Origin of the sequence: Litchfieldia salsa, assembly GCF_900104555.1 — a bacterium.
Classification (GTDB): domain Bacteria; phylum Bacillota; class Bacilli; order Bacillales; family Bacillaceae_L; genus Litchfieldia; species Litchfieldia salsa.
This window is the reverse complement of sequence record NZ_FNJU01000011.1, coordinates 130066-156133: the sequence shown is the minus strand read 5'-3', so window position 1 is coordinate 156133 and position 26068 is coordinate 130066. Positions and strand designations below refer to the sequence as shown.

General features: G+C 36.9%; 30 protein-coding genes. 27 read left to right on the top strand and 3 right to left on the bottom strand.

Annotation, left to right across the window (positions count from 1 at the left end):
• Nucleotides 1–17: 17 nt before the first annotated feature.
• The gene (locus BLQ56_RS18345; RefSeq protein WP_090857835.1) at nt 18–422 is read right to left on the bottom strand and encodes an SA1362 family protein; all 405 of its coding nucleotides are present in this window, start codon (nt 420–422) and stop codon (nt 18–20) included.
• Between the two features lie 253 nt (nt 423–675).
• On the opposite strand from BLQ56_RS18345, the gene BLQ56_RS18340 reads away from it, so the two are divergent.
• From BLQ56_RS18340 to spo0A, 26 genes are all read left to right on the top strand, one after another.
• Nucleotides 676–1212: a YqhR family membrane protein gene (locus tag BLQ56_RS18340; RefSeq protein ID WP_090857833.1), complete on the top strand. Its 537-nt coding sequence runs from the start codon at nt 676–678 to the stop codon at nt 1210–1212.
• Between the two features lie 104 nt (nt 1213–1316).
• Nucleotides 1317–2378 (top strand): M24 family metallopeptidase, encoded by a 1062-nt coding sequence (locus BLQ56_RS18335; RefSeq protein ID WP_090857831.1) that lies wholly within the window; start codon nt 1317–1319, stop codon nt 2376–2378.
• Nucleotides 2379–2432: 54 nt separating this feature from the next.
• A complete protein-coding gene (gene efp / locus BLQ56_RS18330) occupies nt 2433–2990 on the top strand; it encodes an elongation factor P (protein WP_090857828.1) in 558 nt (185 codons plus the stop codon).
• 474 nt (nt 2991–3464) lie between these two features.
• The gene (locus tag BLQ56_RS18325) at nt 3465–3746 is read left to right on the top strand and encodes a YqhV family protein (protein WP_090857825.1); all 282 of its coding nucleotides are present in this window, start codon (nt 3465–3467) and stop codon (nt 3744–3746) included.
• 101 nt (nt 3747–3847) lie between these two features.
• Entirely contained in the window at nt 3848–4777 is a 930-nt protein-coding gene (gene spoIIIAA, locus BLQ56_RS18320; RefSeq protein WP_090857822.1) for a stage III sporulation protein AA, read from the top strand.
• On the top strand, nt 4774–5289 hold the full coding sequence (gene spoIIIAB, locus BLQ56_RS18315) for a stage III sporulation protein SpoIIIAB (protein WP_090857819.1): 516 nt from the start codon (nt 4774–4776) through the stop codon (nt 5287–5289). The genes spoIIIAA and spoIIIAB overlap by 4 nt, the downstream gene beginning before the upstream one ends.
• 19 nt (nt 5290–5308) lie before the next feature.
• A complete protein-coding gene (gene spoIIIAC / locus BLQ56_RS18310) occupies nt 5309–5515 on the top strand; it encodes a stage III sporulation protein AC (protein WP_090857815.1) in 207 nt (68 codons plus the stop codon).
• A 14-nt stretch (nt 5516–5529) separates the two neighbouring features.
• On the top strand, nt 5530–5919 hold the full coding sequence (spoIIIAD, locus tag BLQ56_RS18305) for a stage III sporulation protein AD (protein WP_175490377.1): 390 nt from the start codon (nt 5530–5532) through the stop codon (nt 5917–5919).
• 21 nt (nt 5920–5940) lie between these two features.
• Nucleotides 5941–7110, top strand: a complete 1170-nt coding sequence (gene spoIIIAE / locus BLQ56_RS18300) for a stage III sporulation protein AE (protein WP_090857808.1) — start codon at nt 5941–5943, stop codon at nt 7108–7110.
• 43 nt (nt 7111–7153) lie between these two features.
• Nucleotides 7154–7774, top strand: a complete 621-nt coding sequence (spoIIIAF, locus tag BLQ56_RS18295) for a stage III sporulation protein AF (RefSeq protein WP_090857805.1) — start codon at nt 7154–7156, stop codon at nt 7772–7774.
• Nucleotides 7775–7777: 3 nt separating this feature from the next.
• Entirely contained in the window at nt 7778–8446 is a 669-nt protein-coding gene (spoIIIAG, locus tag BLQ56_RS18290; protein WP_090857803.1) for a stage III sporulation protein AG, read from the top strand.
• Complete coding sequence (locus BLQ56_RS18285) at nt 8447–9040, top strand: SpoIIIAH-like family protein (protein ID WP_090857800.1); 594 nt, start codon at nt 8447–8449, stop codon at nt 9038–9040. It abuts the gene before it with no gap.
• 771 nt (nt 9041–9811) lie between these two features.
• Nucleotides 9812–10312 carry an acetyl-CoA carboxylase biotin carboxyl carrier protein gene (gene accB / locus BLQ56_RS18280; protein WP_090857798.1) on the top strand — a complete coding sequence of 167 codons (501 nt, stop codon included), beginning with the start codon at nt 9812–9814 and terminating at the stop codon, nt 10310–10312.
• Nucleotides 10313–10327: 15 nt separating this feature from the next.
• Nucleotides 10328–11680: an acetyl-CoA carboxylase biotin carboxylase subunit gene (gene accC / locus BLQ56_RS18275; RefSeq protein ID WP_090857796.1), complete on the top strand. Its 1353-nt coding sequence runs from the start codon at nt 10328–10330 to the stop codon at nt 11678–11680.
• Nucleotides 11681–11703: 23 nt separating this feature from the next.
• Nucleotides 11704–12111 (top strand): Asp23/Gls24 family envelope stress response protein, encoded by a 408-nt coding sequence (locus BLQ56_RS18270; RefSeq protein WP_090857793.1) that lies wholly within the window; start codon nt 11704–11706, stop codon nt 12109–12111.
• Nucleotides 12112–12305: 194 nt separating this feature from the next.
• The gene (nusB, locus tag BLQ56_RS18265) at nt 12306–12695 is read left to right on the top strand and encodes a transcription antitermination factor NusB (protein WP_090857790.1); all 390 of its coding nucleotides are present in this window, start codon (nt 12306–12308) and stop codon (nt 12693–12695) included.
• A 56-nt stretch (nt 12696–12751) separates the two neighbouring features.
• Nucleotides 12752–14113, top strand: a complete 1362-nt coding sequence (gene xseA, locus BLQ56_RS18260) for an exodeoxyribonuclease VII large subunit (RefSeq protein WP_090857787.1) — start codon at nt 12752–12754, stop codon at nt 14111–14113.
• Nucleotides 14106–14339 carry an exodeoxyribonuclease VII small subunit gene (locus BLQ56_RS18255; protein ID WP_090857784.1) on the top strand — a complete coding sequence of 78 codons (234 nt, stop codon included), beginning with the start codon at nt 14106–14108 and terminating at the stop codon, nt 14337–14339. The genes xseA and BLQ56_RS18255 overlap by 8 nt, the downstream gene beginning before the upstream one ends.
• Nucleotide 14340: 1 nt before the next feature.
• Entirely contained in the window at nt 14341–15234 is an 894-nt protein-coding gene (locus tag BLQ56_RS18250) for a polyprenyl synthetase family protein (protein WP_090857781.1), read from the top strand.
• 711 nt (nt 15235–15945) lie between these two features.
• Nucleotides 15946–16548 (top strand): hypothetical protein, encoded by a 603-nt coding sequence (locus BLQ56_RS18245; RefSeq protein ID WP_090857779.1) that lies wholly within the window; start codon nt 15946–15948, stop codon nt 16546–16548.
• 9 nt (nt 16549–16557) lie between these two features.
• A complete protein-coding gene (dxs, locus tag BLQ56_RS18240; protein ID WP_090857776.1) occupies nt 16558–18450 on the top strand; it encodes a 1-deoxy-D-xylulose-5-phosphate synthase in 1893 nt (630 codons plus the stop codon).
• A gap of 2 nt (nt 18451–18452) precedes the next feature.
• Nucleotides 18453–19289, top strand: coding sequence for a TlyA family RNA methyltransferase (locus tag BLQ56_RS18235; RefSeq protein ID WP_090857773.1), 837 nt, complete (start codon nt 18453–18455; stop codon nt 19287–19289).
• 243 nt (nt 19290–19532) lie between these two features.
• Complete coding sequence (ahrC, locus tag BLQ56_RS18230; protein ID WP_090857771.1) at nt 19533–19982, top strand: transcriptional regulator AhrC/ArgR; 450 nt, start codon at nt 19533–19535, stop codon at nt 19980–19982.
• 36 nt (nt 19983–20018) lie between these two features.
• Complete coding sequence (recN, locus tag BLQ56_RS18225) at nt 20019–21734, top strand: DNA repair protein RecN (protein ID WP_090857768.1); 1716 nt, start codon at nt 20019–20021, stop codon at nt 21732–21734.
• A 109-nt stretch (nt 21735–21843) separates the two neighbouring features.
• On the top strand, nt 21844–23139 hold the full coding sequence (gene spoIVB / locus BLQ56_RS18220) for a SpoIVB peptidase (RefSeq protein ID WP_090857766.1): 1296 nt from the start codon (nt 21844–21846) through the stop codon (nt 23137–23139).
• Nucleotides 23140–23619: 480 nt separating this feature from the next.
• A complete protein-coding gene (spo0A, locus tag BLQ56_RS18215; RefSeq protein WP_090857877.1) occupies nt 23620–24417 on the top strand; it encodes a sporulation transcription factor Spo0A in 798 nt (265 codons plus the stop codon).
• Between the two features lie 163 nt (nt 24418–24580).
• Here spo0A and BLQ56_RS18210 read toward each other — a convergent pair whose 3' ends face one another.
• On the bottom strand, nt 24581–24721 hold the full coding sequence (locus BLQ56_RS18210) for a YycC family protein (RefSeq protein WP_090857763.1): 141 nt from the start codon (nt 24719–24721) through the stop codon (nt 24581–24583).
• 90 nt (nt 24722–24811) lie between these two features.
• Here BLQ56_RS18210 and BLQ56_RS18205 point away from each other — a divergent pair, with 90 nt between their 5' ends.
• Complete coding sequence (locus BLQ56_RS18205) at nt 24812–25540, top strand: glycerophosphodiester phosphodiesterase (RefSeq protein ID WP_090857760.1); 729 nt, start codon at nt 24812–24814, stop codon at nt 25538–25540.
• A 25-nt stretch (nt 25541–25565) separates the two neighbouring features.
• Here the strand turns inward: BLQ56_RS18205 and BLQ56_RS18200 are convergent, their stop codons facing one another.
• Complete coding sequence (locus BLQ56_RS18200) at nt 25566–25802, bottom strand: DUF2627 domain-containing protein (protein ID WP_090857758.1); 237 nt, start codon at nt 25800–25802, stop codon at nt 25566–25568.
• Nucleotides 25803–26068 lie beyond the last annotated feature (266 nt).

Sequence of the window (26068 nt, the reverse complement as noted above, 5' to 3'; positions counted from 1 at the left end):
TAAAAAGAACCGAGCTTTTAAAAGAAAGCTCGATTCTTCTTTTTCCCTTTTTTTCCTTCGATGACTGTTAAATGGGTCGTTGATTTTTTTCGTTTAGTTGTACTTGTATGGTTTGCATTTTTTTTAGCTGTAGAAGTGAGTCTTTTTCCATCAATGATTTTTGATGGCTGTTTTTGTTGACCTGGCTCATTGAAACGTCTTTTGGATTGTTTTGCTGCACGCAAATATGCAGAATGTTCATTGCTTCCATGTCGGCGCTTCATATAGAATTTGTAAACAAGATAGATGATTCCACCAAAGAAAACAATCGACCCTAATTGAGTCAGTAATCTGGAAGGCTGTGTAAAAAGGGTATATAGAATACCGATAATACCTAAGAAAACAATAGCATAAACGAAAAGATTTGAACGTCGACGATTCATGAGAAACACCTCCCTGAATTACCCTCTTTTAGTATTGTATTATCTTTAAAAGAGCTTGTTGCATAAATTACATAATTTCTTTCTTTCAAGAGTATCTCTTCTTTTATTCTACAAGAAAACATGGTAAACCTCTAGGTAAATGATTACTTTAAAGATATTTTGCCCAAGAATTTCCTTCTATACACAAAAATTCTGTATTTTTTTCCTTCCTTTCCAAATAAATAGATGAGGATTAAGAGGGACATAATAAGGAATGGAGGTGTTGGTTGTGGAAAAAGAAGCAAAGCAAAATCCGCAGTTAGAACAAAATAAATCAGATGAACCAATGTCGATGATTGCAAAAGTTGTTATTACAGGTCTCTTTGGAGGGATTTTTTGGAGTTTATTGAACTATGGGACATATGTGTTTAATTTTACAGAAATAAGCCCTAATCTAGTTCTACAGCCTTGGACTGTAGGGGATTGGAAGGACCGAGTATTAGGGCAATTTATAGGAATAGCAGTAATCGGTATATTATCGATTGGGGTAGCACTTTTATATTATGCACTACTAAGAAGATTTCAAAAGATATGGGTCGGTATGGCGTTTGGTATTGCTTTATGGGCAATGGTATTCTTTGTGCTAAATCCAATTTTCCCGGGCCTGAAGGCAGTCACTGAACTTGATCGAAATACGAATATCACAACCATTTGTTTCTATATATTATATGGTGTTTTTATTGGGTATTCGATTTCATTTGAAGCAAACGAATTCGCTCATGAAAAAAAGGCTTCGTTGGTAAATGAGTAGGTAGCTTCAGTTTATTTATGATAGAATGTTCTTGATTGAACATTCTATTTTTGTCTGAGAAAATTACATATTAATACAAATATGGTCGTCGGGAGGATCAGAATATGGGGAAGATAGAACAGTTACGAGAGAGCTTTAAAGATTTCGGAATAGATGGAATTGTCGTGACAAATAGCTATAATAGAAGATATATGACCAATTTCACTGGTACAGCTGGTGTTGCGGTTATTTCTGAATCCAAAGCAGTGTTTATTACAGACTTTCGCTATGTGGAACAAGCCTATGAGCAAATTAAAGAGTTTGAGATTGTTAAACATACCGGACTACTTATTGATGAAGTGGCAAAGCAAGTAACTGAATTGGGTATTAAGAAGTTAGGATTTGAACAAGATGATCTTTCATATTCAACCTATACTGCCTACCAAAATGCTGTTTCAGCTGAATTAGTACCAGTGTCTAATTCAATTGAAAAGTTACGCTTGATTAAGTCTGAATCAGAGATTAAGATATTAAAGGAAGCAGCAGAGATTGCCGATGCCGCATATACACATATTTTGGGATATGTTCGTCCAGGGATAAGTGAGTTAGACGTTTCTAATGAATTAGAATTCTTTATGAGAAAACAGGGAGCTGTTTCTTCATCCTTTGATATTATTGTTGCATCAGGCGTTCGTTCAGCATTGCCGCATGGAGTCGCGTCAGACAAAGTGATTGAAAAGGGTGATTTTGTTACATTAGATTTCGGTGCTTACTATAAAGGGTATTGCTCTGATATTACTAGAACTTTTGCGGTTGGAACTCCAAGTGATGAACTTAAAAATATCTATGATGTAGTTCTTGAGGCACAATTACGTGGCATGGCAGGAATCAAACCAGGTTTGACTGGGAAAGAAGCAGATGCCCTGACTCGTGATTATATTACAGAACAAGGTTATGGTCAGTATTTCGGACATTCAACTGGCCATGGGTTAGGTATGGAGGTTCATGAACAACCTGGTCTTTCTTCAAAATCAGAGATGGTTCTAGTACCTGGCATGGTAGTAACTGTTGAACCAGGCATATACATAGCAGGCCTTGGTGGTGTAAGAATTGAGGATGATACAGTTATAACAGAAAAAGGTAATGAAACATTAACATTTTCAAGTAAAGAATTAATCATTCTTTAATGACGTTAACTATCTCGTTAAAAAGTGTATTTTAAATTAGGAGGATATTTGTAAATGATTTCAGTAAATGATTTTCGTACAGGATTAACAATAGAGGTTGATGGTGGAATTTGGCGTGTAATGGATTTCCAACACGTTAAACCAGGAAAGGGTGCAGCGTTTGTTCGTTCAAAGTTACGTAATCTGCGTACAGGAGCTGTTCAAGAAAAAACATTCCGTGCCGGTGAAAAAGTAGCTAAAGCTCAAATCGAAAACCGCAAAATGCAATATTTATATGCAAATGGTGATATGCATGTATTCATGGATAATGAGTCATATGAGCAAATTGAACTTTCAGCAACCGCAATTGAGTATGAGCTTAAGTTTCTAAAAGAAAACATGGAAGTTCAAATCATGACATTTGGTCATGAGACTCTTGGGGTTGAATTACCAAATTCAGTTGAGTTAAAAGTAGCAGAAACAGAACCTGGTATAAAAGGTGATACTGCCTCTGGTGGTACTAAGCCTGCAATCTTAGAAACTGGATTATCTGTTCAAGTTCCATTCTTCATTAATGAAGGTGACGTTCTTATTATTAATACTACCGAAGCAGCTTATGTTTCAAGAGCATAACTAAGAAAAGCGGAAGCGCCTGTTCAGCTCCGACAGGCATAAGGCGAATCACGCAGGAAATCTTGATTTCTGAAGTGATTTGACTTATGACCCCGAGGGGCTAGGCGCTGGAGCTAGACACCAAGAAAAGCGGAAGCGCCTTGATCAGCCTCAGGCAGGCATAAGGCGAATCACGCAGGAAATCTTGATTTCTGAAGTGATTTGACTTATGACCCCGAGGGGCTAGGCGCTGGAGCTGGACACCAAAACTTCGTTCAGTTCTTATACTTCCTTATAATTATTAAAAGTACCCATTCCTATGAATGGGTATTTTTTTGTTCAAAAATTTTGAAAGTCTTCTCGATAATCCTCAAATGCCTTCCTGTCCTACCAATTCATAATTTCCTCGATGATTAGAAACTTTCACTTCTTAAAAACCAGATGACCGCATAGGTTGTACAAATAAAACATTCTTAAAGTGTTGGGGGATTCTTCATGAGAAAATGGCTATCTTTAATAGAAACAAGTGTACTTTCAATGGCTGGACTTCGTTTTTTATCGGCTTCCATTGAATTAACTGCTGCGATTCTTATGCTTGTTTTTAATGATGTAAAAAAAGCAGTGGCAATAAATGCAATGTTAGCTGTAGTAGGACCGGTTATTCTAATCACTACGATGGCGATTGGGTTATTAAGTCTTGCAGATGACCTTTCATTTTCGAAATTATTCTTTGTAGCACTTGGTGTTGGGCTTATTCTGTTCGGTATTTATAAGTAATGGCACCGTATTAGTTGTCATAAAGTGGTCAAGCCTGCATACATTGAAATATAAAGTGAACAAGTAGTACCAGTGAATAAATTATAATTGGAGGAATCACAATGCATGAGATTGTCGAGATATTGCCCTCAGCGATTGCAGATATCATCCAAAATTATCCTCCTTCCTTAAAGGAAAAAGTGGAAGAAATTAGAGTAAGAGTTTCTAGACCTCTTGAGCTTGTTGTAGGTGGAAAGCCGCACTTGCAATCTCATATTGTGACAGCTGATGAAGGGATTCAACTGTTAAATCGGTTAAGTCATTATTCTATTTATACACTCGAAGAAGAGCTTAAAAGAGGCTATATCACCATTCAAGGTGGACATAGGGTTGGACTTGCGGGCAAGGTAATTACGGAGCAAGGGAAAGTAAAGGCGATAAGAGATATTTCTTCATTTAATATACGAATCGCCAAGCAAAAAATAGGAATTGCTGCTCCTTATGTTCCCTTACTGTACAAGGAGCATTGGAAAAATACAGTGATTATCGGACCACCTCAAACAGGTAAGACCACATTGCTTCGTGATCTTGCAAGAATAATTAGTACAGGTGATGAGCTTTTGGGGATCCCCTCTAGCAAGGTGGGGATTGTAGACGAACGGTCTGAAATTGCTGGTTGTGTAAAGGGTATTCCGCAGCAAGCTCTTGGTCCAAGAGTGGACGTGCTTGACGCTTGTCCAAAAGCAGAGGGAATGATGATGATGATTCGTTCATTAAGCCCTGAAGTATTAATTGTTGATGAAATTGGTCGTCAAGAAGATAGTGATAGCATTCTTGAAGCAGTTAATGCGGGTGTTTCTTTAATTATTACTGTTCATGGTCATCAGCTTGCAGATTTATATAAACGACCTACACTTCGTCCACTTCTAGAGATAGGTGTCTTTGAACGTTTTATTGAATTGTCACGTACAAAAGGCCCAGGTACGATTCGGGCGGTTTTAAATCAGCATGGCAAAGAAATATATCCACGTCCAGCGAGAGTGTCATCATGATGAAAATCCTTGGTGCCATTTTCATTTTATCAGCGTCTACTTGGATTGGATTCGAAATTTCACGTCATCTGACTGAACGTCCTCGTCAATTAAGGTATTTACGTACGGCACTAAAGTCACTAGAAGCTGAAATCATGTATGGTCATATCCCACTTGATGAAGCTGCGATGAACTTATCACGTCAGATCCCGAAGCCTTTGTCTTGGTTTTTTGAGGTATTTAGCAAGAAGCTTCAAGCCGGAGGATTAATGGTTAATCAAGCTTGGGAAGAGAGTATGAAGGAGATTTGGAAGTTAACTGCCTTTAAGCAAGGTGAGTATGAGATTTTAAAACAATTTGGTGAAACGCTTGGGCAAAGTGATCGAATCTCCCAGCAAAAGCACATAGTTTTAGCATTAACACATTTGGAACAAGAAGAGAATGAGGCAAGAGAGAAGCAGGGGAAATATGAAAAAATGATTAAAAGTCTTGGGTTCTTATCTGGTTTATTGTTAATCATCTTGTTGATGTAGGTTATAGGGGGAGAAGCTTGTGGGAGTCGATGTAAATGTCATTTTTCAAATTGCTGGTGTAGGAATCGTTGTTGCATTTCTCCACACTATTTTAGATCAAATGGGAAAAAAAGAATATGCTCAGTGGGTAACACTTCTAGGCTTTATTTATATTTTATTTATGGTTGCGACGATCGTAGAAGAACTGTTTGCCAAAATTAAGTCAGTCTTCCTTTTTCAAGGGTAAAGGGGGAATCGGTCATTGAAATTATTCAGATTGTAGGTCTAGGGTTAGTCGCTACCTTTTTAGCTCTAATTATAAAAGAACAAAAACCTACTTTTGCTTTCATGTTAGTGGTATTTGTCGGTTGTGTGATCTTCCTCTTCCTAGTTGATCAAATATCGGACATTATCCGCATGCTTGAAAAAATTGCGATTAATGCAAATGTAAATATGGTTTATGTTGAAACAATTTTGAAGATTATTGGAATTGCTTATATAGCTGAATTTGGTGCTCAAATTACAAAGGATGCTGGACAAGGTGCCATTGCTTCCAAGATAGAGCTTGGTGGAAAAATACTTATTTTAGCAATGGCGATACCAATCCTGACCGTAATTATCGAAACGGTTATAAATTTGATACCAAGGTAGTTATACCTAAGGGGTGAAACAATGAATCGATTTGGACTCTCGACTTTTATAATCTTTCTCGTTCTCTTATTTTTACCACAGATAGTACAAGCTTCTCCCCAAGATGAAACACTTGTTGAGCAACAAATAGAAAATCTAGGTTTAGATGAAATCAAGCTTTACTGGGAAAAAGTCGTTTCAGAGTACGGAGGCGTGTTACCGGAAAGTCAAAAAGGGTCATTAGTTGAATTTATTAGTGGGGAAAAAAAACTATCACTAAAAGAGTGGCTACTTGGCTTTGTTAAATACCTATTTTACGAACTGATTGCTAACGGTAAACTTCTTAGTACGTTAATTATGTTAACGATATTTAGTACTTTTTTACAAACATTACAGAATTCCTTTGAAAAGAGTGCAGTTAGCAAGGTCGCTTATGCTCTTGTATATATGGTGTTAATCATTATCGCTTTGAATAGCTTCCGATTAGCCATTATGTATACAGAAGAAGCGATTACTACGATGACCAATTTTATTTTAGCACTTGTTCCGTTATTGCTGGCATTGATTGCATCTTCTGGTGGACTAGCTTCTGCAGCATTCTTCCATCCATTGATTTTATTCTTAATGAATACAAGTGGCATGCTGATCCAGTTTGTTATTCTGCCACTTCTGTTTTTATCTGCGTTGCTAAGTATTGTAAGTACAATGAGTGAGCATTACAAGGTGACACAGCTTGCACAATTAATTAGAAATGTGAGCATCGGTTTATTGGGTGCATTCTTAACAATCTTTCTTGGTGTCATCTCTGTTCAGGGTGCATCTGCAGCGGTAGCCGATGGGATCACAATCAGGACAGCTAAATTTATTACAGGTAATTTCGTCCCAGTTGTTGGTCGTATGTTTACAGATGCCACAGATACTGTGATTAGTGCATCAGTTTTACTTAAGAATACAGTGGGCATTGTTGGCGTGGTGATTTTATTATTACTAGCTGCATTTCCAGCTTTAAAGGTTTTGTCACTAGCGATTATTTATAAAATTGCTGCCGCACTCCTTCAGCCGATTGGTGGTGGACCAGTTATTGCTTGTTTAGATGTAATTAGTAAAAGTGTAATCTACATTTTTGCTGCACTTGCGATTGTTTCTCTTATGTTCTTTTTAAGCATTACAGTAATCATTGCAGCTGGTAACCTCACAATGATGGTCAGGTAAGTATTCTAAGTTGTTAGATTGAGTGACTGGAGGGGGGGATGGAATGAACTTTTTAACAGAATGGATAACAAATATTATTTTATTTATTTTGCTTGCGACGATCATAGATATGCTCCTCCCAAATTCAAGCATGCAGAAATACGTCAAGATGGTTACCGGACTTATTCTAATTGTCATCATTTTAACACCATTGTTTAGTATTTTATCCAAGGACTTTGAAAAAGTGCTTTCTTCGATAAGTGTTACACCTGTATCTGATGAAAAAAATATGGAAAATTTGATAGAAATGAAAAAAATAGAAATACAAGCCTCAAACCGTGCATATATTTTAGAACAAATGGCTGTCCAAATGAAATCTCAAGTTGAAGAGGAGTTGATGGATAAATATGAGTTAGGGGTAGAGCGGGTGGATATTGCATTAAAAGAGGAAGTTGGTGAAGAACCCACTCATAATGATATTGCCTCTATCAAAGTAGTATTATCTGAAAATGTAAGTGATTCAAATGAGATCCCAGTCATCAAGCCAGTAGTGATTGATACCTCCAAACAGCCAAAAATAGAGGATCAGCAAATGGACACCAAACCTATTGTTACTTATTTATCTACTGAATGGGAAATTCACACAGAAATGATTGAAGTTACTGTGGAAGGAGGGAAAGAGTAGGAAATGGATAAAGATAAAGGGTTTATAGATTCAATGAAAAAATTATTTTTTCAATCAAATGAAAATCCGCCTGACAAAAAGACAAAGAAGAATCGATATATCCTCATCGTTTTGGCAGCTGGAATTGTCTTTATGTTAGTGGGCAATCTTTTTTCAAAGGAAACTACTACTCAATCATCAATTCCAGTTTTGAAGGAGACGAGTTCACAAGGAGAAGTTGAGACATTTGGGCAAAAAGATAATGTTGAATCACTAGCAATCTCTGAATATGAAACTAAATATGAAAATGATTTGAAAGAAGCATTAGAAACCATCATTGGCGTTGATGATGTGACCGTAGTTGTGAATGTAGATGCAACAGAAACAAAGGTTCTCGAAAAAAATACAATCACACAAAGCCAATCAACAAAGGAGAAAGACCCTAATGGTGGTGAACGAAACGTAGAGGATACATCCATGGATGAACAAGTTGTCATCGTCAGAACAGAAAATGATGAGAAGCCAATTATCATTAAAATTGAAAAACCAGTGATAAGAAGTGTTCTCGTCGTAGCTGCAGGTGCTGACAACATTAAAATAAAACAAATGGTGCTTGAAGCTGTAACAAAGGGGTTGGATGTACCGGCTCATAAAGTTGCAGTAATGCCCAAAAAAACTAAGGGGGATTCATAAATGTTATTGAAAAAACAAACAGTATGGTTATTAACAATGTTAAGCTTAGTGGTGGTTCTGTCAGTCTACTATATTACTTCACCAGATATCACAACTGAAAATGTAGCTTTCGATCAAGAGAGTGCTGAAGTTGAAAAAGAGACAGCGGCTGATGAAAAAGTGAATGAAGAGGCTGCTAAAGAAGATGGCGTTGATGTGACAGTTGAAGAAGCTGAAGATGGCTCTCTCATTTCTGCTGTATCAAGTGATGAGTTGTTCACGGAGCTTCGCATGCAAATCGAGGATTATAGAAGTCAGGTAAGAAGTGATTTACAAGCACGCGTAGCATCTAAAGATGTATCTGCAGAAGAAAAGAGTAAAGCATATGAAGAAATGCGTGAACTACAAGAAGTTAGTGCAAAAGAAACATTCTTAGAAATGCTAATTAAAGGTAAGGGTTATGAAGATGCACTAGTACGTGCGGATGGTTCTGAAGTGAAAATTACAGTTAAAGCTGAAGAAAATTCAAAAACGGCTGCAAACGAAATTATCAGACTTGTAAGAAGTGAAATGGAAGACCTACAAAATGTAGTCGTTACATTTGATTCAAAATAATTGATCAACAACGTAGGGCGTATCCAAATCATGGGTGCGCTCTTGTTCTATAAAGACTTTGTTATATATTTTTGTTGCAAATCGTGAAATAAGAGTTAAAAAACACAAATCGGACTGTGAAAGCATATAGGCCTTGTTTGTAGGAGGTCTCTATCGGACAAAACGAACGGTGCCAGCAAAGGGTTTGTCCAATAAGCGGTCTCTATCGGACAAAACGAACGGCGCCAGCAAAGGATTTGTCCAATAAGAGGTCTCTATCGGACAAAACGAACGGTGCCAGCAAAGGTTTTGTCCAATAAGAGGTCTCTATCGGACAAAACGAACGGCGCCAGCAAAGGTTTTGTCTAATAAGAGGTCTCTATCGGACAAAACGAACGGTGCCAGCAAAGGATTTGTCTAATAAGAGGTCTCGCGATCGGACAAAAGCAACCGTGATAAACAACACACCGAACTCAATTCTTTGTTATACCGAATGAATTATTAAATTAGGGATTTGAACCTACAGAAAAAGCACAAATAACAAATATCAACCAATGAAAACGCTTTAATTATATGGTATAATTTACTTATATTTAAAAACATCCTACTATCGCTTGAATGAGATTACACTCTAGCGTATCATGTTAGTATGTGGTACTAATACTAACAGTTATATTTTTTGATAGTATTTTACTGAAATATAAAGTATGATGGAGTGGTATGACCACCTAAATACATACCATTGGATTGGTGTGAAGGGGTCTCTTTACTTATAATAAGGAGTGTAAGATCATGTTGAAAATACAAGAGATTAGAGAACTAATTAAATTAATCGATGAATCAAGCATTGACGAATTTTCGTTTGAACACGAAGGTTCAAAATTGAAAATGAAGAAAGTAAAGGAAGTTGTTGTACAACCGACAGTAAATACAGTTGTTGAACAAATTCCACAACCAATGGTCGGACACACGCCACAAGCAGCTCCTGCATCTCAAAAGGAGAGTCAATCAGCTACTGCACCGGTTTCTCCATCAGAGGAAACGGGTAAAGAAAACTTACATAAAATTACTTCACCTATGGTTGGAACATTTTATTCGTCTCCATCACCAGATGCACCAGTATATGCAAATATTGGAGATAAAGTAAGTGCTGATACAGTTGTTTGTATTGTTGAAGCAATGAAACTTTTCAATGAGATTGAGGCAGAGGTAGCTGGAGAAATTGTTGAGGTATTGGTTGAGAATGGACAACTTGTTGAATATGGTCAACCACTATTTCTTGTTAAGGCATAGTAAGGAGCGAATAATATGATAAAGAAGTTACTGATCGCGAACCGTGGAGAAATAGCGGTACGGATTATCAGAGCATGTAAGGAGCTAGGAATTGAAACAGTAGCTGTATTTTCAGAGGCTGATCGCGAATCACTACATGTTCAATTAGCAGATGAAGCTTATTGTATTGGACCAACCTCATCTAAGGATAGCTACTTAAATTTCACGAACATTATTACCGTAGCTAAGTTAACTGAAAGTCAAGCGATTCATCCAGGATATGGATTTCTTGCAGAAAATGCTGATTTTGCAGAGCTTTGCCGAGAGTGTAATATTATTTTTGTTGGTCCAAGTCCAGAGGCAATTACAAAAATGGGTACAAAGGATGTTGCTAGAGAGACCATGCGTGAGGCTGGGGTACCAATTGTTCCAGGTTCTCAAGGGATCGTAGAGAATGCAACTGCAGCTGTTGAATTAGCAAATGAAATGGGTTATCCTGTCATTATTAAAGCTACTGCCGGTGGTGGTGGTAAGGGTATAAGGGTTGCACATAACGAACAAGATTTAATTAAGGGCATTAATATCACGCAGCAGGAAGCTGCCACAGCATTCGGAAATCCTGGAGTTTATATTGAAAAATACATACAAGATTTTCGCCATGTTGAGATTCAAGTAATGGCCGATAACTTTGGTAATGTAATTCATCTAGGAGAACGTGATTGCTCGATTCAACGTCGATTACAGAAACTAGTTGAAGAAACTCCATCTCCTGTACTCAGTGAAGCAACTCGTAGTAAAATGGGAGACGCCGCTGTGAAGGCAGCGAAAGCTGTAAATTATTCAGGTGCTGGAACCATTGAATTTATCTATGATCATAATGAAGATACATTTTATTTCATGGAGATGAACACAAGGATTCAGGTTGAGCATCCTGTTACTGAGATGGTCACTGGTGTGGATTTGATTAAAGAAATGATTAAAGTCGCCTCAGGTGAGACACTTTCTCTTAAACAAGAGGATGTTCAATTTAATGGCTGGTCGATTGAGTGTAGAATTAATGCTGAAAATCCTGAAAAGAATTTCATGCCATCAGCAGGAAAAATCAATATGTACCTACCACCAGGAGGGTTTGGTGTGCGTGTTGATTCAGCAGCATATCCAGGATATACAATTCCTCCGTACTACGATTCAATGATTGCCAAATTAATTACTTATGGTGCTACACGTGAAGAAGCTGTTTCTAGAATGAAAAGAGCATTAAGTGAATTTGTAATTGAAGGGATTCATACGACAATTCCGTTTCATATCAAATTGATGGAACATGAACAATTTGTTAGTGGTCAATTTAATACGAAATTTCTTGAATTATATGATGTCATGAAGTCGTAAACTATAGAAGGAGGTGCTTTTGAATGTCTGAAAATAATATCTTAGAAATGAATCAAGAGAATAATGGCTTAGGAAAAGTTGAGATTGCTCCTGAGGTGATTGAGGTCATTGCTGGAATTGCTGCTTCAGAAGTTGAAGGTGTCGCTCAAATGCGAGGTAATTTTGCAGCTGGGGTAGTTGAACGTTTGGGCAAGAAAAATCACGGTAAAGGTGTTAAGGTAGAACTTACCGAAACAGGTGTAATCGTAGATGTGTTTTGTGCAATGAACTTTGGGATTTCAATTCCAAACGTGGCACAGAAAATTCAGGATAATATCCGCCAAGCCTTACTCAATATGACTGCACTAGAAGTGGATGAAGTGAATATTCATGTTGTTGGTGTCGTGTTTGAAAACCAGAAACAAGAATTACCGTATGATCAAGAAATCTAAAATGGTATAACCATAAGATGATATAAGCATGAAATGCCTGTCACTATTCAAACCCTCAATACTTTTCGTAAGACAGTATTGAGGGTTGAATTAATGACTGGCATTTTGCTTTTTTTGTGTCCTATTTTATTGCACATGAAAAATATGCTATGATGTAGATAAAATAATTGTCGAAGTAAAAGGAGAACAAACGAATGAAAAGACGAACAGCACGAGAAAAAGCATTACAGGCCCTATTTCAAATTGATATGAGTGATAGTGATCCTAGAGAAGCGATTGAAAGTGTGTTAGAAAATGAAGTTGGTGATGAGTTTTTAACTCAACTTGTATTAGGTGTGGTTGAACATAAAGAGGAAATCGATGCACTTTTACGAGGAAACTTAGAGAAATGGAATTTAGAACGCTTGGCTAATGTTGATCGCTCTATTTTAAGATTAGCTATCTTTGAATTAAATCATGTTGACGAGGTACCGCCTAAGGTTAGTATTGATGAAGCGATTGAGTTAGCAAAAACATTTGGTGATGAGAGTTCAAGTCGTTTTATTAATGCTGTTTTATCAAAAGTCACTACTGCGTTGAATTAATTGTATCATACTGTATAACTAGGTAAATACGATATATCGTGTTAAGGGAGGGTAACATGAGTGATTCCCAAAAACGTTACTTAACAGTGACTGCATTAACAAAGTACATAAAAAGAAAATTTGATTATGATCCACATCTACAAGATATTTGGTTACGAGGAGAAATTTCGAATTTTAAATCTCATAGTCGTGGACATATGTATTTTACTATTAAAGATGAACATGCAAGAATTCAAGCTGTAATGTTTTCAAGTCAAAATCGCTCAATAAACTTTACGCCCGAAAATGGAATGAAGGTTCTTCTTCGCGGAGAAGTTACTGTCTATGAAACTTCTGGTGGTTATCAGATGTATGTGAAAGAAATGCAACCGGATGGTATTGGGAATCTTTATTTAGCCTATGAAGAGTTAAAGAAAAACCTTGAAGAAGAGGGTTTGTTTTTAGAAAAACACAAAAAACCATTACCTTCTTTCCCACAGACCATTGGAGTGATTACTTCTCCAACAGGTGCTGCAGTTAGGGACATCTTAACAACGATTAAAAGAAGATATCCCATCGTTAATGTGATTATTCTCCCAGCTCTTGTTCAAGGGACTAAAGCGGGAGAGTCGATTTCTCGTCAAATTGCAATTGCAAATGAGATGGGGAACATTGATTTATTAATTGTTGGTCGTGGCGGCGGCTCGATTGAAGAGCTATGGGCATTTAACGAAGAAATTGTCGCTAGGACAATTTTTGAATCAGACGTACCGATTATCTCTGCTGTAGGTCATGAAACAGATTTCACCATTGCTGATTTTGTTGCAGACCTTCGTGCACCCACACCAACTGCAGCTGCAGAATTAGCAGTCCCTCATATGACTGAATTAGCTGAAAGGATTTTTGTAAGACAAGCTCGTTTGATGAGAAGTATGAAGGAAAGGTTAACACTTCAACATGATCGCTTATCTTCCTTACAAAAGTCATATGCGTTTCGTTATCCGAAGAACTTATATGCTCAAAAGGAGCAACAGTTAGACCGCTTATATGATAAATTTAAAAGTGAATCATATCAGACGATTAAGAATAAGAAGGATTTATTTAACACCTTGATGTTGCGTTTATCCCACCAGCATCCTGAAGAAAAGAAATTACAAGCAAAAGAACAATTACTGCAGCTTGAAAAATCCTTTCAAAAGGAAGTGAAGGGTATTATTAAGGAACATAATCAGATGTTCACATCAACTCTATCAAAATTAAATGCGTTAAGTCCTCTAAAGGTTATGGAACGAGGATTTAGTATTGTCTATAATGAAGAAAACACCTTATTAAAAACAGTAAATACTGTTGAACCAGGAGATTCAGTTAAAGTAAGACTACAAGATGGTCAGTTAGACTGCCAAGTTATTAGGGTAGAGGAGAGACAAATAAATGAGTGAAGAGCAAGCTATATCTTTTGAAGAAGCCATGAAGAAACTTGAAGGAATTGTATCAAAGTTGGAAGAAGGAGATGTTCCTTTAGAACAAGCGATTAATTACTTCCAAGAGGGTATGAAGTTGTCTAAGCTTTGTCATGATAAACTACAAAATGTTGAGAAACAAATGGATCAAATCTTAAAAGAAGATGGAAAGCTAGAGCCATTCTCAATTCAGGAGGAAGAATAGGGTGCTTGTACATGATATTACACACTATTTGTCTTCGCAAAAGCAAAAAATTGAACAAGTATTGCCATTGTATATAGATCACCTTCAAGCACCTAGTATACTAAAAGATGCAATGAACTATTCCCTTGAAGCAGGGGGAAAGCGTATAAGACCACTTCTACTTCTATCAACTTTAAAGGCCTTTAATAAAGAAGAGGAGATGGGTTTGCCAGTTGCTTGTGCAATTGAAATGATTCATACGTATTCTCTTATTCATGATGATCTACCAAGCATGGATAATGATAATTTACGGAGAGGTAAACCAACAAACCATATTATTTTCGGAGAAGCTAATGCCATTTTGGCGGGGGATGGTTTGTTAACTTACAGCTTTCAACTAATCGCTGACATGAATGAAGAGTTAGTTCCTCCTAGTACTAAGCTAAAGTTAATTACAGAACTAGCTAAAGCAGCAGGTGCAGAAGGGATGGTTGGTGGTCAAGTTGCTGATATTGAGGGAGAAGGACAAGCATTAACTCTTCCTGAACTTGAGTATATACATAAGCATAAGACAGGTAAATTACTGGCATATAGTATTATGGCAGGAGGAATTATGGCAAATGCTTCAGCCGAAAAACTCGAAATGTTGGAAAGTTTTGCACTCCATCTTGGTTTAGCGTTTCAGATTAGAGATGACATACTTGATATTGAAGGTTCTGAAGAAGCCATTGGTAAGCCAGTTGGAAGTGATGCTACAAATCATAAAAATACATATCCCTCATTATTGACGATGAGTGGAGCTAAAGCAAAGCTTGAATATCACATAGATCAAGCGATGACAACTATAAAAGAAATTGGGATAGAATCAGAGATTCTAGAGTATTTGTGCCAATTGGTTGGATCGAGACAAAATTAAGCAATTATGTTAGTAAGGGCTTCAGATTGAGGAAAACATGAAAATATGATATAATAACTATAAATTGGGTGGTGCAGTATTCTAGTCAGTCCTCCGTTTCTGAAGACGGGCCTAAAAATCCGTCAAAGGGCACATCGATGAAGTCCCTGGCGTTGGCTTGAGGCGCCCAGCCTTGGGTTGATGCTGGGGGTTAAGGTTGCAGGGCGATCCACAATGGCATGTGGGCGTTGACCCTGCTTCCGTGGAGGCCCATTTATGTAGGAATTTCATCCTATGGGATGGGGTATGAACCTGTGTTGGTCTCGTTTTTGGTAGTTGAGATTCAAACAGCGTAGCCTGCCTTGAGTGGAGTTAAGGGGATTATGGTTCGAGATTCATACATCAGTTGGCCATTGATATATGAGTCAAAGGTTAGCCCATATGAAATTAACTCTGCAAAAGAGGCTAGGAAATGGTTAAGGACTGTTTGAGGAAAACTCCTAGGCTGTTCTAAATGGACATATGAATAGGATTGCAGTACGGACTAAGTGGTAATCCAGTCTAGCATTCGGTGACGGTGCTAAGATAGGTTTAATGGGAAACCGCCATTGTGGCAACACTTGGTACTTATTTGGGAAATCCTACTGGACCTAAGCCGTAAAATTTACTTTTCATATGACCACCTATTATACATAGGTATTGCTTTAAAACGGATGGATGTGTGAATACATTATGAAACAACATATACGTGAATCAATAAACTGGAGTTTGGGTATTGCCGTTATCACTTTTGTGTTAGCGGCTATTTTTACTATTGTCTCTACCTATGCATTATCTGGGTTAACCTGGGCAATTGGTACAATTGTCGTTTTCATCATTGTTTTTATCGGTATCTTTTTTGACATGCTTGGCATCGCCGCCACGGCTGCAGATGAAATACCTTTTCATGCAATGGCATCTAAAAAAGTGAATGGTTCAAAGAGTGCAATACACATTGTAAGGAATGCAGATCGGTTTGCCAGCTTCTGTAATGATGTAATTGGTGATATATCTGGGATAATAAGTGGGACTGCAACAGCGATTGTCGTCTTAGAGTTAACTGTTACATATAACTATACAGATGGTTCTGTCTTTCATTATGTCGTTTCGGTAGTCTTTACTAGTTTGGTGGCTGCTTTAACAGTTGGTGGAAAAGCACTTGGAAAATCGATTGCAATAAGATCATCGACAGAGATTATCTTTCAGGTAGGACGCATCTTCCATTTTATTGAAGATAAGTTTAATATAGTGTTAATAAAGGATAAAAAGAAAAAGAGAAATTCGAAGCGAAAGTGAGTGGTCCTCTTGGATCTAACTGCAATAAAAAGTCCGGCTTTTTTGAAGGACATGTCATATGAAGAATTAGATTTACTAAGTGAAGAGATAAGAACATTCTTAATAGAAAAATTATCTGTAACGGGTGGTCATATAGGACCTAACCTTGGGGTGGTAGAACTAACAATAGCTCTTCATAAAGAATTTAGTAGCCCGAAAGACAAATTTATATGGGATGTTGGTCATCAATCTTATGTGCACAAAATTCTTACTGGTCGGGCATCTGAATTTGATTCACTTCGTCAGTATAAAGGACTTTGTGGCTTCCCGAAAAGAATTGAAAGCGAACATGATGTTTGGGAAACGGGTCATAGTTCAACTAGCTTATCTGCTGCTATGGGTATGGTCGTTGCAAGAGACCTCAAAAAGAGTGGGGAGTTTATCGTACCTATTATTGGTGATGGAGCTTTAACAGGCGGAATGGCTTTAGAGGCGCTTAACCATATAGGTCATGAAAGAAAAGATATGATTGTGATTCTTAATGATAATGAGATGTCAATTGCACCAAATGTTGGTGCACTTCACAATGTTCTTGGGAAACTTAGAACTGCTGGTAAGTATCATTGGGTAAAAGATGAGCTTGAATATTTACTTAAAAGAATTCCTGCTGTTGGAGGTAAGTTAGCTAGTACTGCAGAACGAGTGAAGGATAGCCTAAAATATCTGCTTGTTTCAGGTGTATTCTTTGAGGAACTTGGTTTTACGTATCTGGGACCTGTTGATGGTCATAGCTATGAGGATTTGATTGAAAATCTGCAATATGCCAAGAAAACAAAAGGACCTGTGTTATTACATGTAATAACAAAAAAAGGAAAAGGCTATCAACCTGCAGAAATTGATACCGTTGGAACTTGGCATGGTACAGGAGCATACAAAATCGAAACTGGAGATTTTGTAAAGCCTGTTAATGTTGCTCCTGCATGGAGTTCACTAATTAGTGAAACAGTTCGTAGGTTAGCAAGAGAGGACGAACGTATCGTTGCGATAACTCCGGCTATGCCGGTTGGTTCAAAACTGGAGAACTTTGCTAAGGAGTTCCCAGAAAGAATGTATGATGTAGGAATTGCAGAGCAGCATGCAACGACAATGGCGGCTGGTTTAGCAACTCAGAATATGAAGCCATTTCTAGCTATTTATTCAACATTTCTACAAAGAGCATATGATCAAGTTCTACATGATGTATGCAGACAGAACTTAAACGTATTCTTTGGAATAGACCGATCTGGTCTTGTAGGAGCAGATGGTGAAACCCACCAAGGGGTTTTTGATATTGCTTTCCTACGCCATATGCCAAATTTAGTGCTGATGATGCCAAAGGATGAAAATGAAGGACAACATATGGTAAACACGGCTGTTAAGTATGATGGTGGTCCAATTGCTATTCGCTATCCGCGTGGGAATGGGCTTGGTGTTAAAATGGATGAAGAGTTAAAGGAACTGCCAATAGGCTCATGGGAAGTGCTTAAGGAAGGTAAGGATTTGATCATTCTTACATTTGGGACAACCATACCGATGGCTTTAGAGGCAGCTGAAATGTTACAGACTGAGGATTTATCAGTCAAAGTAATAAATGCTAGGTTTATCAAGCCTATGGATGAAGCAATGCTTCATGAGTTATTTTCATCAGAAGTGCCTGTTTTAACAATTGAAGAAGCGATCCTTCAAGGAGGATTTGGTAGTGCTGTGCTAGAATTTGCACATGACCAAGGATATCATCACACTGTAATTGAACGTATGGGCATACCAGATCAATTCATTGAACATGGTAATGTGAATGAACTGCTAGAAGAAATCAATCTAACAACAGATGAAGTCAAAAGTCGTGTTAGACGATTAATACCTAAGAAACAAAAAAGGGCTTGATTATGAGTACGAAAAAAGAAAGATTAGACGTTATTCTTGTAGAACGGGGACTTATAGAAACCCGTGAGAAGGCAAAACGAACGATTATGGCAGGTCTGGTTTATTCAAATGAAGTACGTTTGGATAAACCAGGTGAAAAAGTAGATCGTGAACTTCCAATCACCATAAAAGGGAAGGTCATGCCATATGTAAGTCGTGGTGGTCTTAAGCTTGAAAAAGCTTTGAAAGAATTTGATGTAACAGTCCAAGATAAAATTATGATCGATATTGGTTCTTCAACAGGCGGCTTTACTGATTGTGCTCTTCAGAATGGTGCGAAATTATCATATGCACTTGATGTTGGGTACAATCAATTAGCATGGAAGCTTCGTCAAGATGAACGAGTTGTCGTAATGGAGAGAACTAATTTTCGATATGTTACAGCTGCTGACCTTAATGAGGGACTTCCAGAATTTGCATCAATTGATGTTTCTTTTATCTCCCTGAAATTGATTTTACCAGTCCTTAAAACTCTTTTAGTTGAGAACAGTGATATTATTGCACTTGTTAAACCACAATTTGAAGCAGGAAGAGAGCAGGTTGGAAAAAAAGGCATTGTACGTGATCCAAAAGTTCATGAGTTTGTCTTATCAACGATGATTGAATTTTCCTTATTACAAGGATATGATTGTGTAAATCTCTCCTACTCACCAATTACAGGTGGAGATGGTAATATAGAATTCTTACTTCATATGAAATGGATCAATTCAGAACATGTTGGTGAGAATCAACTTAAACAAACAGCGAATGAAGTCGTATTAAATGCTCATCGAGCTTTTAAAGATAAACATGATGCATAAAGGGATTGAAGGATGACCAACAGAAATGAACCAACTCTACACTTGTAGGGAAAAAGCTGTAACTTTAAAATGCGGCTATCTGGTTTCTGGAAGTCATCCTTCTATTTGTGTTTGAGAAATGAATTTTTCGACATTCTTAAAAAAACTCCCGAAAAAAATGTACTTTCTTGCCATAATCATATAACATAAAAGGTATAAAAATACATTGTGAGCAGAGTTATCTATTTTTTGTGAGGTGCCTAGATGAACAAAGGTCAAAGACATATTAAAATTAGAGATATTATTACAAATAACGATATTGAAACACAAGATGAATTAGTTGATATTTTAAAGGAAGCAGGGTTCAATGTGACCCAAGCGACTGTCTCTAGAGATATTAAAGAACTTCATTTAGTTAAGGTGCCAATGCAAGATGGAAGATATAAATATAGTCTTCCTGCAGATCAACGATTCAACCCACTACAGAAATTAAAACGCGCACTGATGGATGCGTTTGTTAGGATTGATGGAGCAGGGCAATTGATTGTTATGAAGACATTACCGGGTAATGCAAATTCGATTGGAGCTTTAATTGATAATTTGGATTGGGATGAAATTTTAGGGACCATCTGTGGTGATGACACAATCCTTATTATATGCAGAACAGACCAAGTGACTGACGAGATCTCACAACGTTTTATAGATATGCTTTAAGAAATAGATATAAAAGGAAGGGGGGCGTGATTCTATTTGTTAGCAGAAATTTCAATAAAAAACTTTGCGATTATTGAATCACTTTCCATTTCATTTGAGAAAGGTTTAACTGTTTTATCTGGAGAGACTGGTGCGGGGAAATCCATTATAATTGATGCCATCCATCTACTAGTTGGGGGAAGAGGTTCTTCTGAGTTTGTCCGTTATGGTGAAAAGCGAGCGGAAATTGAGGGGCTTTTTTTACTAGATGATGATCAACATCCTTGTTTTGAACGTGCAGCAGAGTTTGGAATTGATATTACTGATGGAATGATTGTTCTTAGAAGAGATATTTCAATTAGTGGAAAGAGTGTTTGCCGAGTTAACGGAAAGTTAGTAACTATTGCGATTCTCCGAGAAATCGGCAGAACATTAATTGACATTCATGGGCAGCATGAACATCAAGATCTTTTGTTCCAGGAACAGCACCTTACTCTTTTAGATCAATATGGGGGAGAAGCCATTTCAAATGGCTTAAGAGAGTATCAAACTATTTTTAAAAGTTATAATGAGTTAACTAAAAAGATCAAGAAACTCTCTGAAAGTGAGCAAGAAATGGCTCATCGTTTGGATCTTATACAATTCCAATTAAGGGAGATTGAACAGGCTGGTTTACAACCGAACGAAGATCATGAGTTAATGGAAGAAAAACGAAAAATCTCAAATTATGAAAAAATATTCCGGACGTTAAAAAATAGTTATGATGCGCTTCATGGTGAGCAGAAGGGACTTGATTGGGTAGGTCTTGCGATGAGTCATACTGAAGGGATTTCTGACCTTGATGACCAATTAAAGACTATTCATGAGACAGTCTCTAATAGCTATTATTTACTTGAGGAAATCTCATATAAAATTCGGGATGAACTAGATAATCTGGATTTTAGCCCTGAAAGATTGGATTTTATTGAAGGTCGTTTGAATGAAATTACAGGATTGAAGAGAAAATATGGACAAGACGTTAATGAAATACTTCAATATTCAGCTAAAATTCAAGATGAGGTAGAGACAATTGAAAATAGAGATGGCTTACTTGATCAACTAAATAAAGAATTACAATCTTTGACAGATGATTTATTAGTTGAAGCTAAAAATATTACAGTTTTAAGGAAACAATTTGCTAAAGTTCTTATCGATAATATTCATCAGGAACTAAAAGACTTATACATGGAAAAGACTACATTTGATATTGTTTTTTCAAATACATTAGATGTTAATCATGGTGGAAACTTTAAAAATCATGGAGTGGATATTATTGAGTTCTTTCTTTCAACCAATCCTGGAGAACCATTAAAGCCGCTGTCGAAAGTGGCTTCAGGTGGAGAACTATCAAGAATTATGTTAGCGATGAAGAGTATATTTTCAGTTCACCAAGGTATTACTTCGATCATATTTGACGAGGTTGATACGGGAGTAAGTGGACGTGTTGCTCAAGCAATCGCTGAAAAAATGTACAGAGTGTCGGTTGGATCACAGGTTATTTGTATAACACATCTTCCACAGGTAGCCGCCATGGCTGATACTCATTTGTATATTTCGAAGGAAATCAAAAATGATCGAACTAAAACATCAATTAATCCATTGTCATCAAATGGAAAAGTCAAGGAAATCGGGCGAATGATCGCTGGTGCAGAAATCACAGATTTAACAACAGAGCATGCTAAAGAGCTGTTAGAGCTAGCTCAAAAAAATAAACTTGTAATGCTATCCAAATAGGGTAGCATTTTTAAATCGATTTATAGTTATAAATGTTGCCTTTTAAGGCCAAATTAAAGGATGTAGCCAAGTAAGGTGTGTGGGTTAGGAGCGAGGAGAGTGATTTGATTTGAATAGAGAGAAAATAAGAAAATTAATAGGCGCATTTCTCCTTGTTTCACTTGTAGCTTTAGGGTTTTGTCAGCCTTTAAAAGAGATGATTGAAATACCGAAGCAATTAACTTTATTTGAAGGACAGGAATATTCATTTGAAACTTCATTACCAGTATCAGCTAATATACAGGGAACTGAAGTGGAAGCTTTCTCCTCAACAAAAAGTAATGACACCCTTTCGATTGATGCGAAAGAAAGTGGTGAAGGTTACATGATGCTTGAGATGGCAGGAATTCCTATTAAAAAAGTGGATGTTAACGTTCTTTCTGATTTTAAAGTAATACCTGGAGGACAATCAATTGGAGTTAAATTAAATACTTTAGGAGTATTGGTTGTCGGACATCATCAAATTGATACAGCTGAAGGAAAGCAATCACCAGGAGAAATAGCTGGTGTAGAAGTTGGAGATATTATCAAGGAGATTAACGGGAAAAAAATTGAGAAGATGAGTGATGTTACTCCATTCGTTCAAGAATCAGGTAAGACAGGAAAACCTTTAGATCTTGTCATTGCAAGAGAAAGAGAAGAAATAAAAACTAAACTAATTCCGATGAAGGATAAAAATGATCATGCATATCGTATCGGTTTATATATTCGAGATTCTGCTGCAGGAATTGGCACGATGACATTTTTCCACCCTAATTCAAAAAAATATGGTGCGTTAGGGCATGTGATTTCTGATATGGATACAAAAAAGCCGATCGTTGTTCAAGATGGCCAAATTGTTAGATCCACGGTAACATCGATCCATAAAGGAAGTAATGGAGAACCAGGTGAAAAATTAGCTCGTTTCTCTGCTGATAAAGAAGTGATCGGTAATATTACAAGAAACAGTCCATTTGGAATCTTTGGTGAACTATCTAAACAAGTAGATAACGGAATTATGGACAAAGCAATTCCGATTACACTTTCTCACCAAGTGAAAGAGGGACCAGCCAAAATCTTAACTGTAGTTGAAAATGACAAAGTTGAGGAATTTGATGTCGAAGTTGTTAGTTCAGTCCCACAGAAATTTCCTGCTACAAAAGGAATGGTTGTAAAGATTACAGATGAAAGATTATTAAGTAAAACTGGTGGAATCGTTCAGGGAATGAGTGGGAGCCCAATTATTCAAGATGGAAAATTGATTGGTGCGGTTACACATGTTTTCGTTAATGACCCGACTAGTGGATACGGTGTTCACATTGAATGGATGTTGAACGAAGCGGGTATTAATATTTATGAGAATGACGAGAAACAAAAAGCGAGCTAAGAGCTTGCTTTTTGTTTTTTTTAGGCTGTTTTCCTATAGGTTGTTGCTTTTAAAGCCGCAGGCTGAATACACTCCGCGTCCGGCGGGTGACCAGTGAGCCTCCTCGTCGCTAATGCTCCTGCGGGGTCTCACTATGGCCACTGATCCCGCAGGAGTCTACGTGTATTCAGCCTGCTTGTAACTACATTTGAATGGTATATATCTAAACAACAAGCTTTGAAAGAAAGCTTTTTTTTACTTAGTATTGTTCTCTAGCTTTTCCATTAAAGATTATTCGACAAAGTCAAGGGGTAATCTTTGTCAAATGGCGTTTTTAGTCGAATCATTAAGTATAATGGAGGAAAATCTAGATTTCAATGTTTTTTTACGTTTTTTTTAAAAAAATAGAGGATTTTATATTGCATTGTCGAAATCATTCTTTAGAATAGAGATATAACCAAAAGATATTAAAGTGCGACTTAGATCGAGGAGGAACATATGTTGAAAAAAATTAAGGTTTGTGTAGTGGATGATAATAAGGAACTTGTAAATTTATTAGAAGAGTATATTTCTAGCCAAGATGATATGGAGATACTTGGCGTTGCCTATAATGGTCAGGATTGCTTGAATTTATTACAGGAGCAACAACCAGATGTTTTATTACTTGATATCATTATGCCGCATTTAGATGGTTTAGCTGTTTTGGAGAAGCTTCGTGAAGTAAACAAAAGTAATCAGCCGAACGTTATTATGCTCACTGCATTTGGTCAAGAAGATGTTACAAAAAAGGCTGTTGATTTAGGTGCATCATATTTTATCTTAAAACCGTTTGATATGGAGAATCTTGGAGCTACTATTCGTCAAGTAAGTGGTAATGCAACATCTGTAATAAAAAGAGCTTCACAAACAAACACATATAGATCAAATTCTGAAAACAATGGACCGAGAAACCTAGATGCTAATATAACAAGCATTATTCATGAAATCGGCGTGCCTGCGCACATTAAAGGGTATTTATACTTACGAGAGGCTATCTCGATGGTTTATAACGATATTGAGCTTCTAGGTTCGATAACTAAAGTTCTATATCCAGATATTGCTAAGAAATTTAATACTACAGCAAGTCGTGTTGAACGTGCTATCCGTCATGCGATTGAAGTAGCTTGGAGCAGAGGAAATATCGACAGCATCTCCTCACTATTTGGCTACACTGTATCCATGTCAAAAGCTAAACCGACAAATTCGGAATTCATCGCGATGGTTGCTGATAAACTTCGTTTGGAACATAAGGCTTCTTGAGAGGGTAAGGACTAAGGGAATCATGCAATAATAATTTATGATAACGAGGAAAAGCACCTATTATTTGTTGTAATCAACAAGTATGGGTGTTTTTACATTTAGTGAACGTTTAAAATAAAAACCGTTATAGACCAATGAAATGGTCATATAACGTTTAAATAACTTATTTTGCTTCGTTTTTCTCTAGCTCAATCATTTTTTGAATTAATATATGTTGAGGCATGTGCATAATCTGTTCTAGTGGAACACCTAAAGCCTTAGCGAGTTTTACGGCTGTATCGGCACTTATTTGTAGTGGTTTCATTTTTATCCTCCCAAGCGATAACCAAATGGTTTGTCGTTTTGTATTATTTTAAATATAAATATATTATAACAAATTGGAGGTCCATATCATATGAGGAAGACAAAGATTATAGGGCATAGAGGTGCTGCAGGAACTCATCCGGAAAACACGATGATTTCTTTTAAAGAGGCGGAGCGTGTTGGTGCTTATGGTATTGAATTAGATGTGCATCTCTCAAAAGATCATGTTTTAATGGTTATTCATGATGATAAGGTAGACCGTACAACAAATGGTTCAGGTTGGGTTAAAGACCTTAAGGCGAGTGAACTGAAAGAATTAGATGCAAGTTACAAGTTTGGTGATAAATATGGTTTTTGTGGGATACCTACTCTTGAGGAAGTATTTGAATGGGCACTATCAAATGAGCTTGTCATAAATGTTGAACTCAAAAACAGCTTAATTGATTATCCAGACATTGAGCAGAAAACGATTAATTTTATTAACAGATATCAGTTAAAACAAAGAGTGTTTTTGTCGTCTTTCAATCACGAAAGTATGGTGAAAGCTAATATGATAGATCCTTCCATTGAAGCTGCTATTCTTTACATGGAAAAAATATATGAGCCGTGGGAATATGCAAAGAAATTAGGACTTCGTTCCATACATCCTTACCACCGTACAGTTAGGGAGGATATTGTAAAAGAATGTCATCAACATAATGTTAGTGTTCGTCCCTTTACAATCAACGATGAAGCAGGAATGAAAAAAATGATCTCGTATTCCTGTGATGCAATCATCACGGACTATCCCGAAAAAGCTCTTAAATTGAAGAAGAGGTAAAAGTAAGAGGTTGCGATGCAGCCTCTTATTTTTTTTGAAATCGTTGTTGAACTTTGTTTCGTTTACGGTCTCGGTGTAGGACAAACCCTGCTATAAATCCAAGTCCTATAACAAAAAAGAGAAATCCAATCAAAAATTGAAGAAAAAGATTTGGGATTGGTGCGTGTAAGATATTAAAAAGCATGTCTCTCATCATTTTGATCCCAAGAGCTGCAATAATACCTGGGATTAACATGATGATTAAGGCTATGATTCGTTGCATGAGTAAAAAATTCCTTTCAACGTAAAATAAGGTCTATAACGATTGTTATGCTAAAAAAAAGATTTGTCAAGATACAAAAATTTAAGTATGATAGAGATGTGCAAGAGATTGCACAATGAGTTGTTGGATAAATCAAAATTTGCAAAAAATTGCATATTATTGATTCCGGCTACATAACTACATAAATAATGGTTGTGCTTTTGAAGGAGTTTAAGATGGTTCAATATATATATGAAATCCCGTGTTAACTCGGAAATTGATAGTAG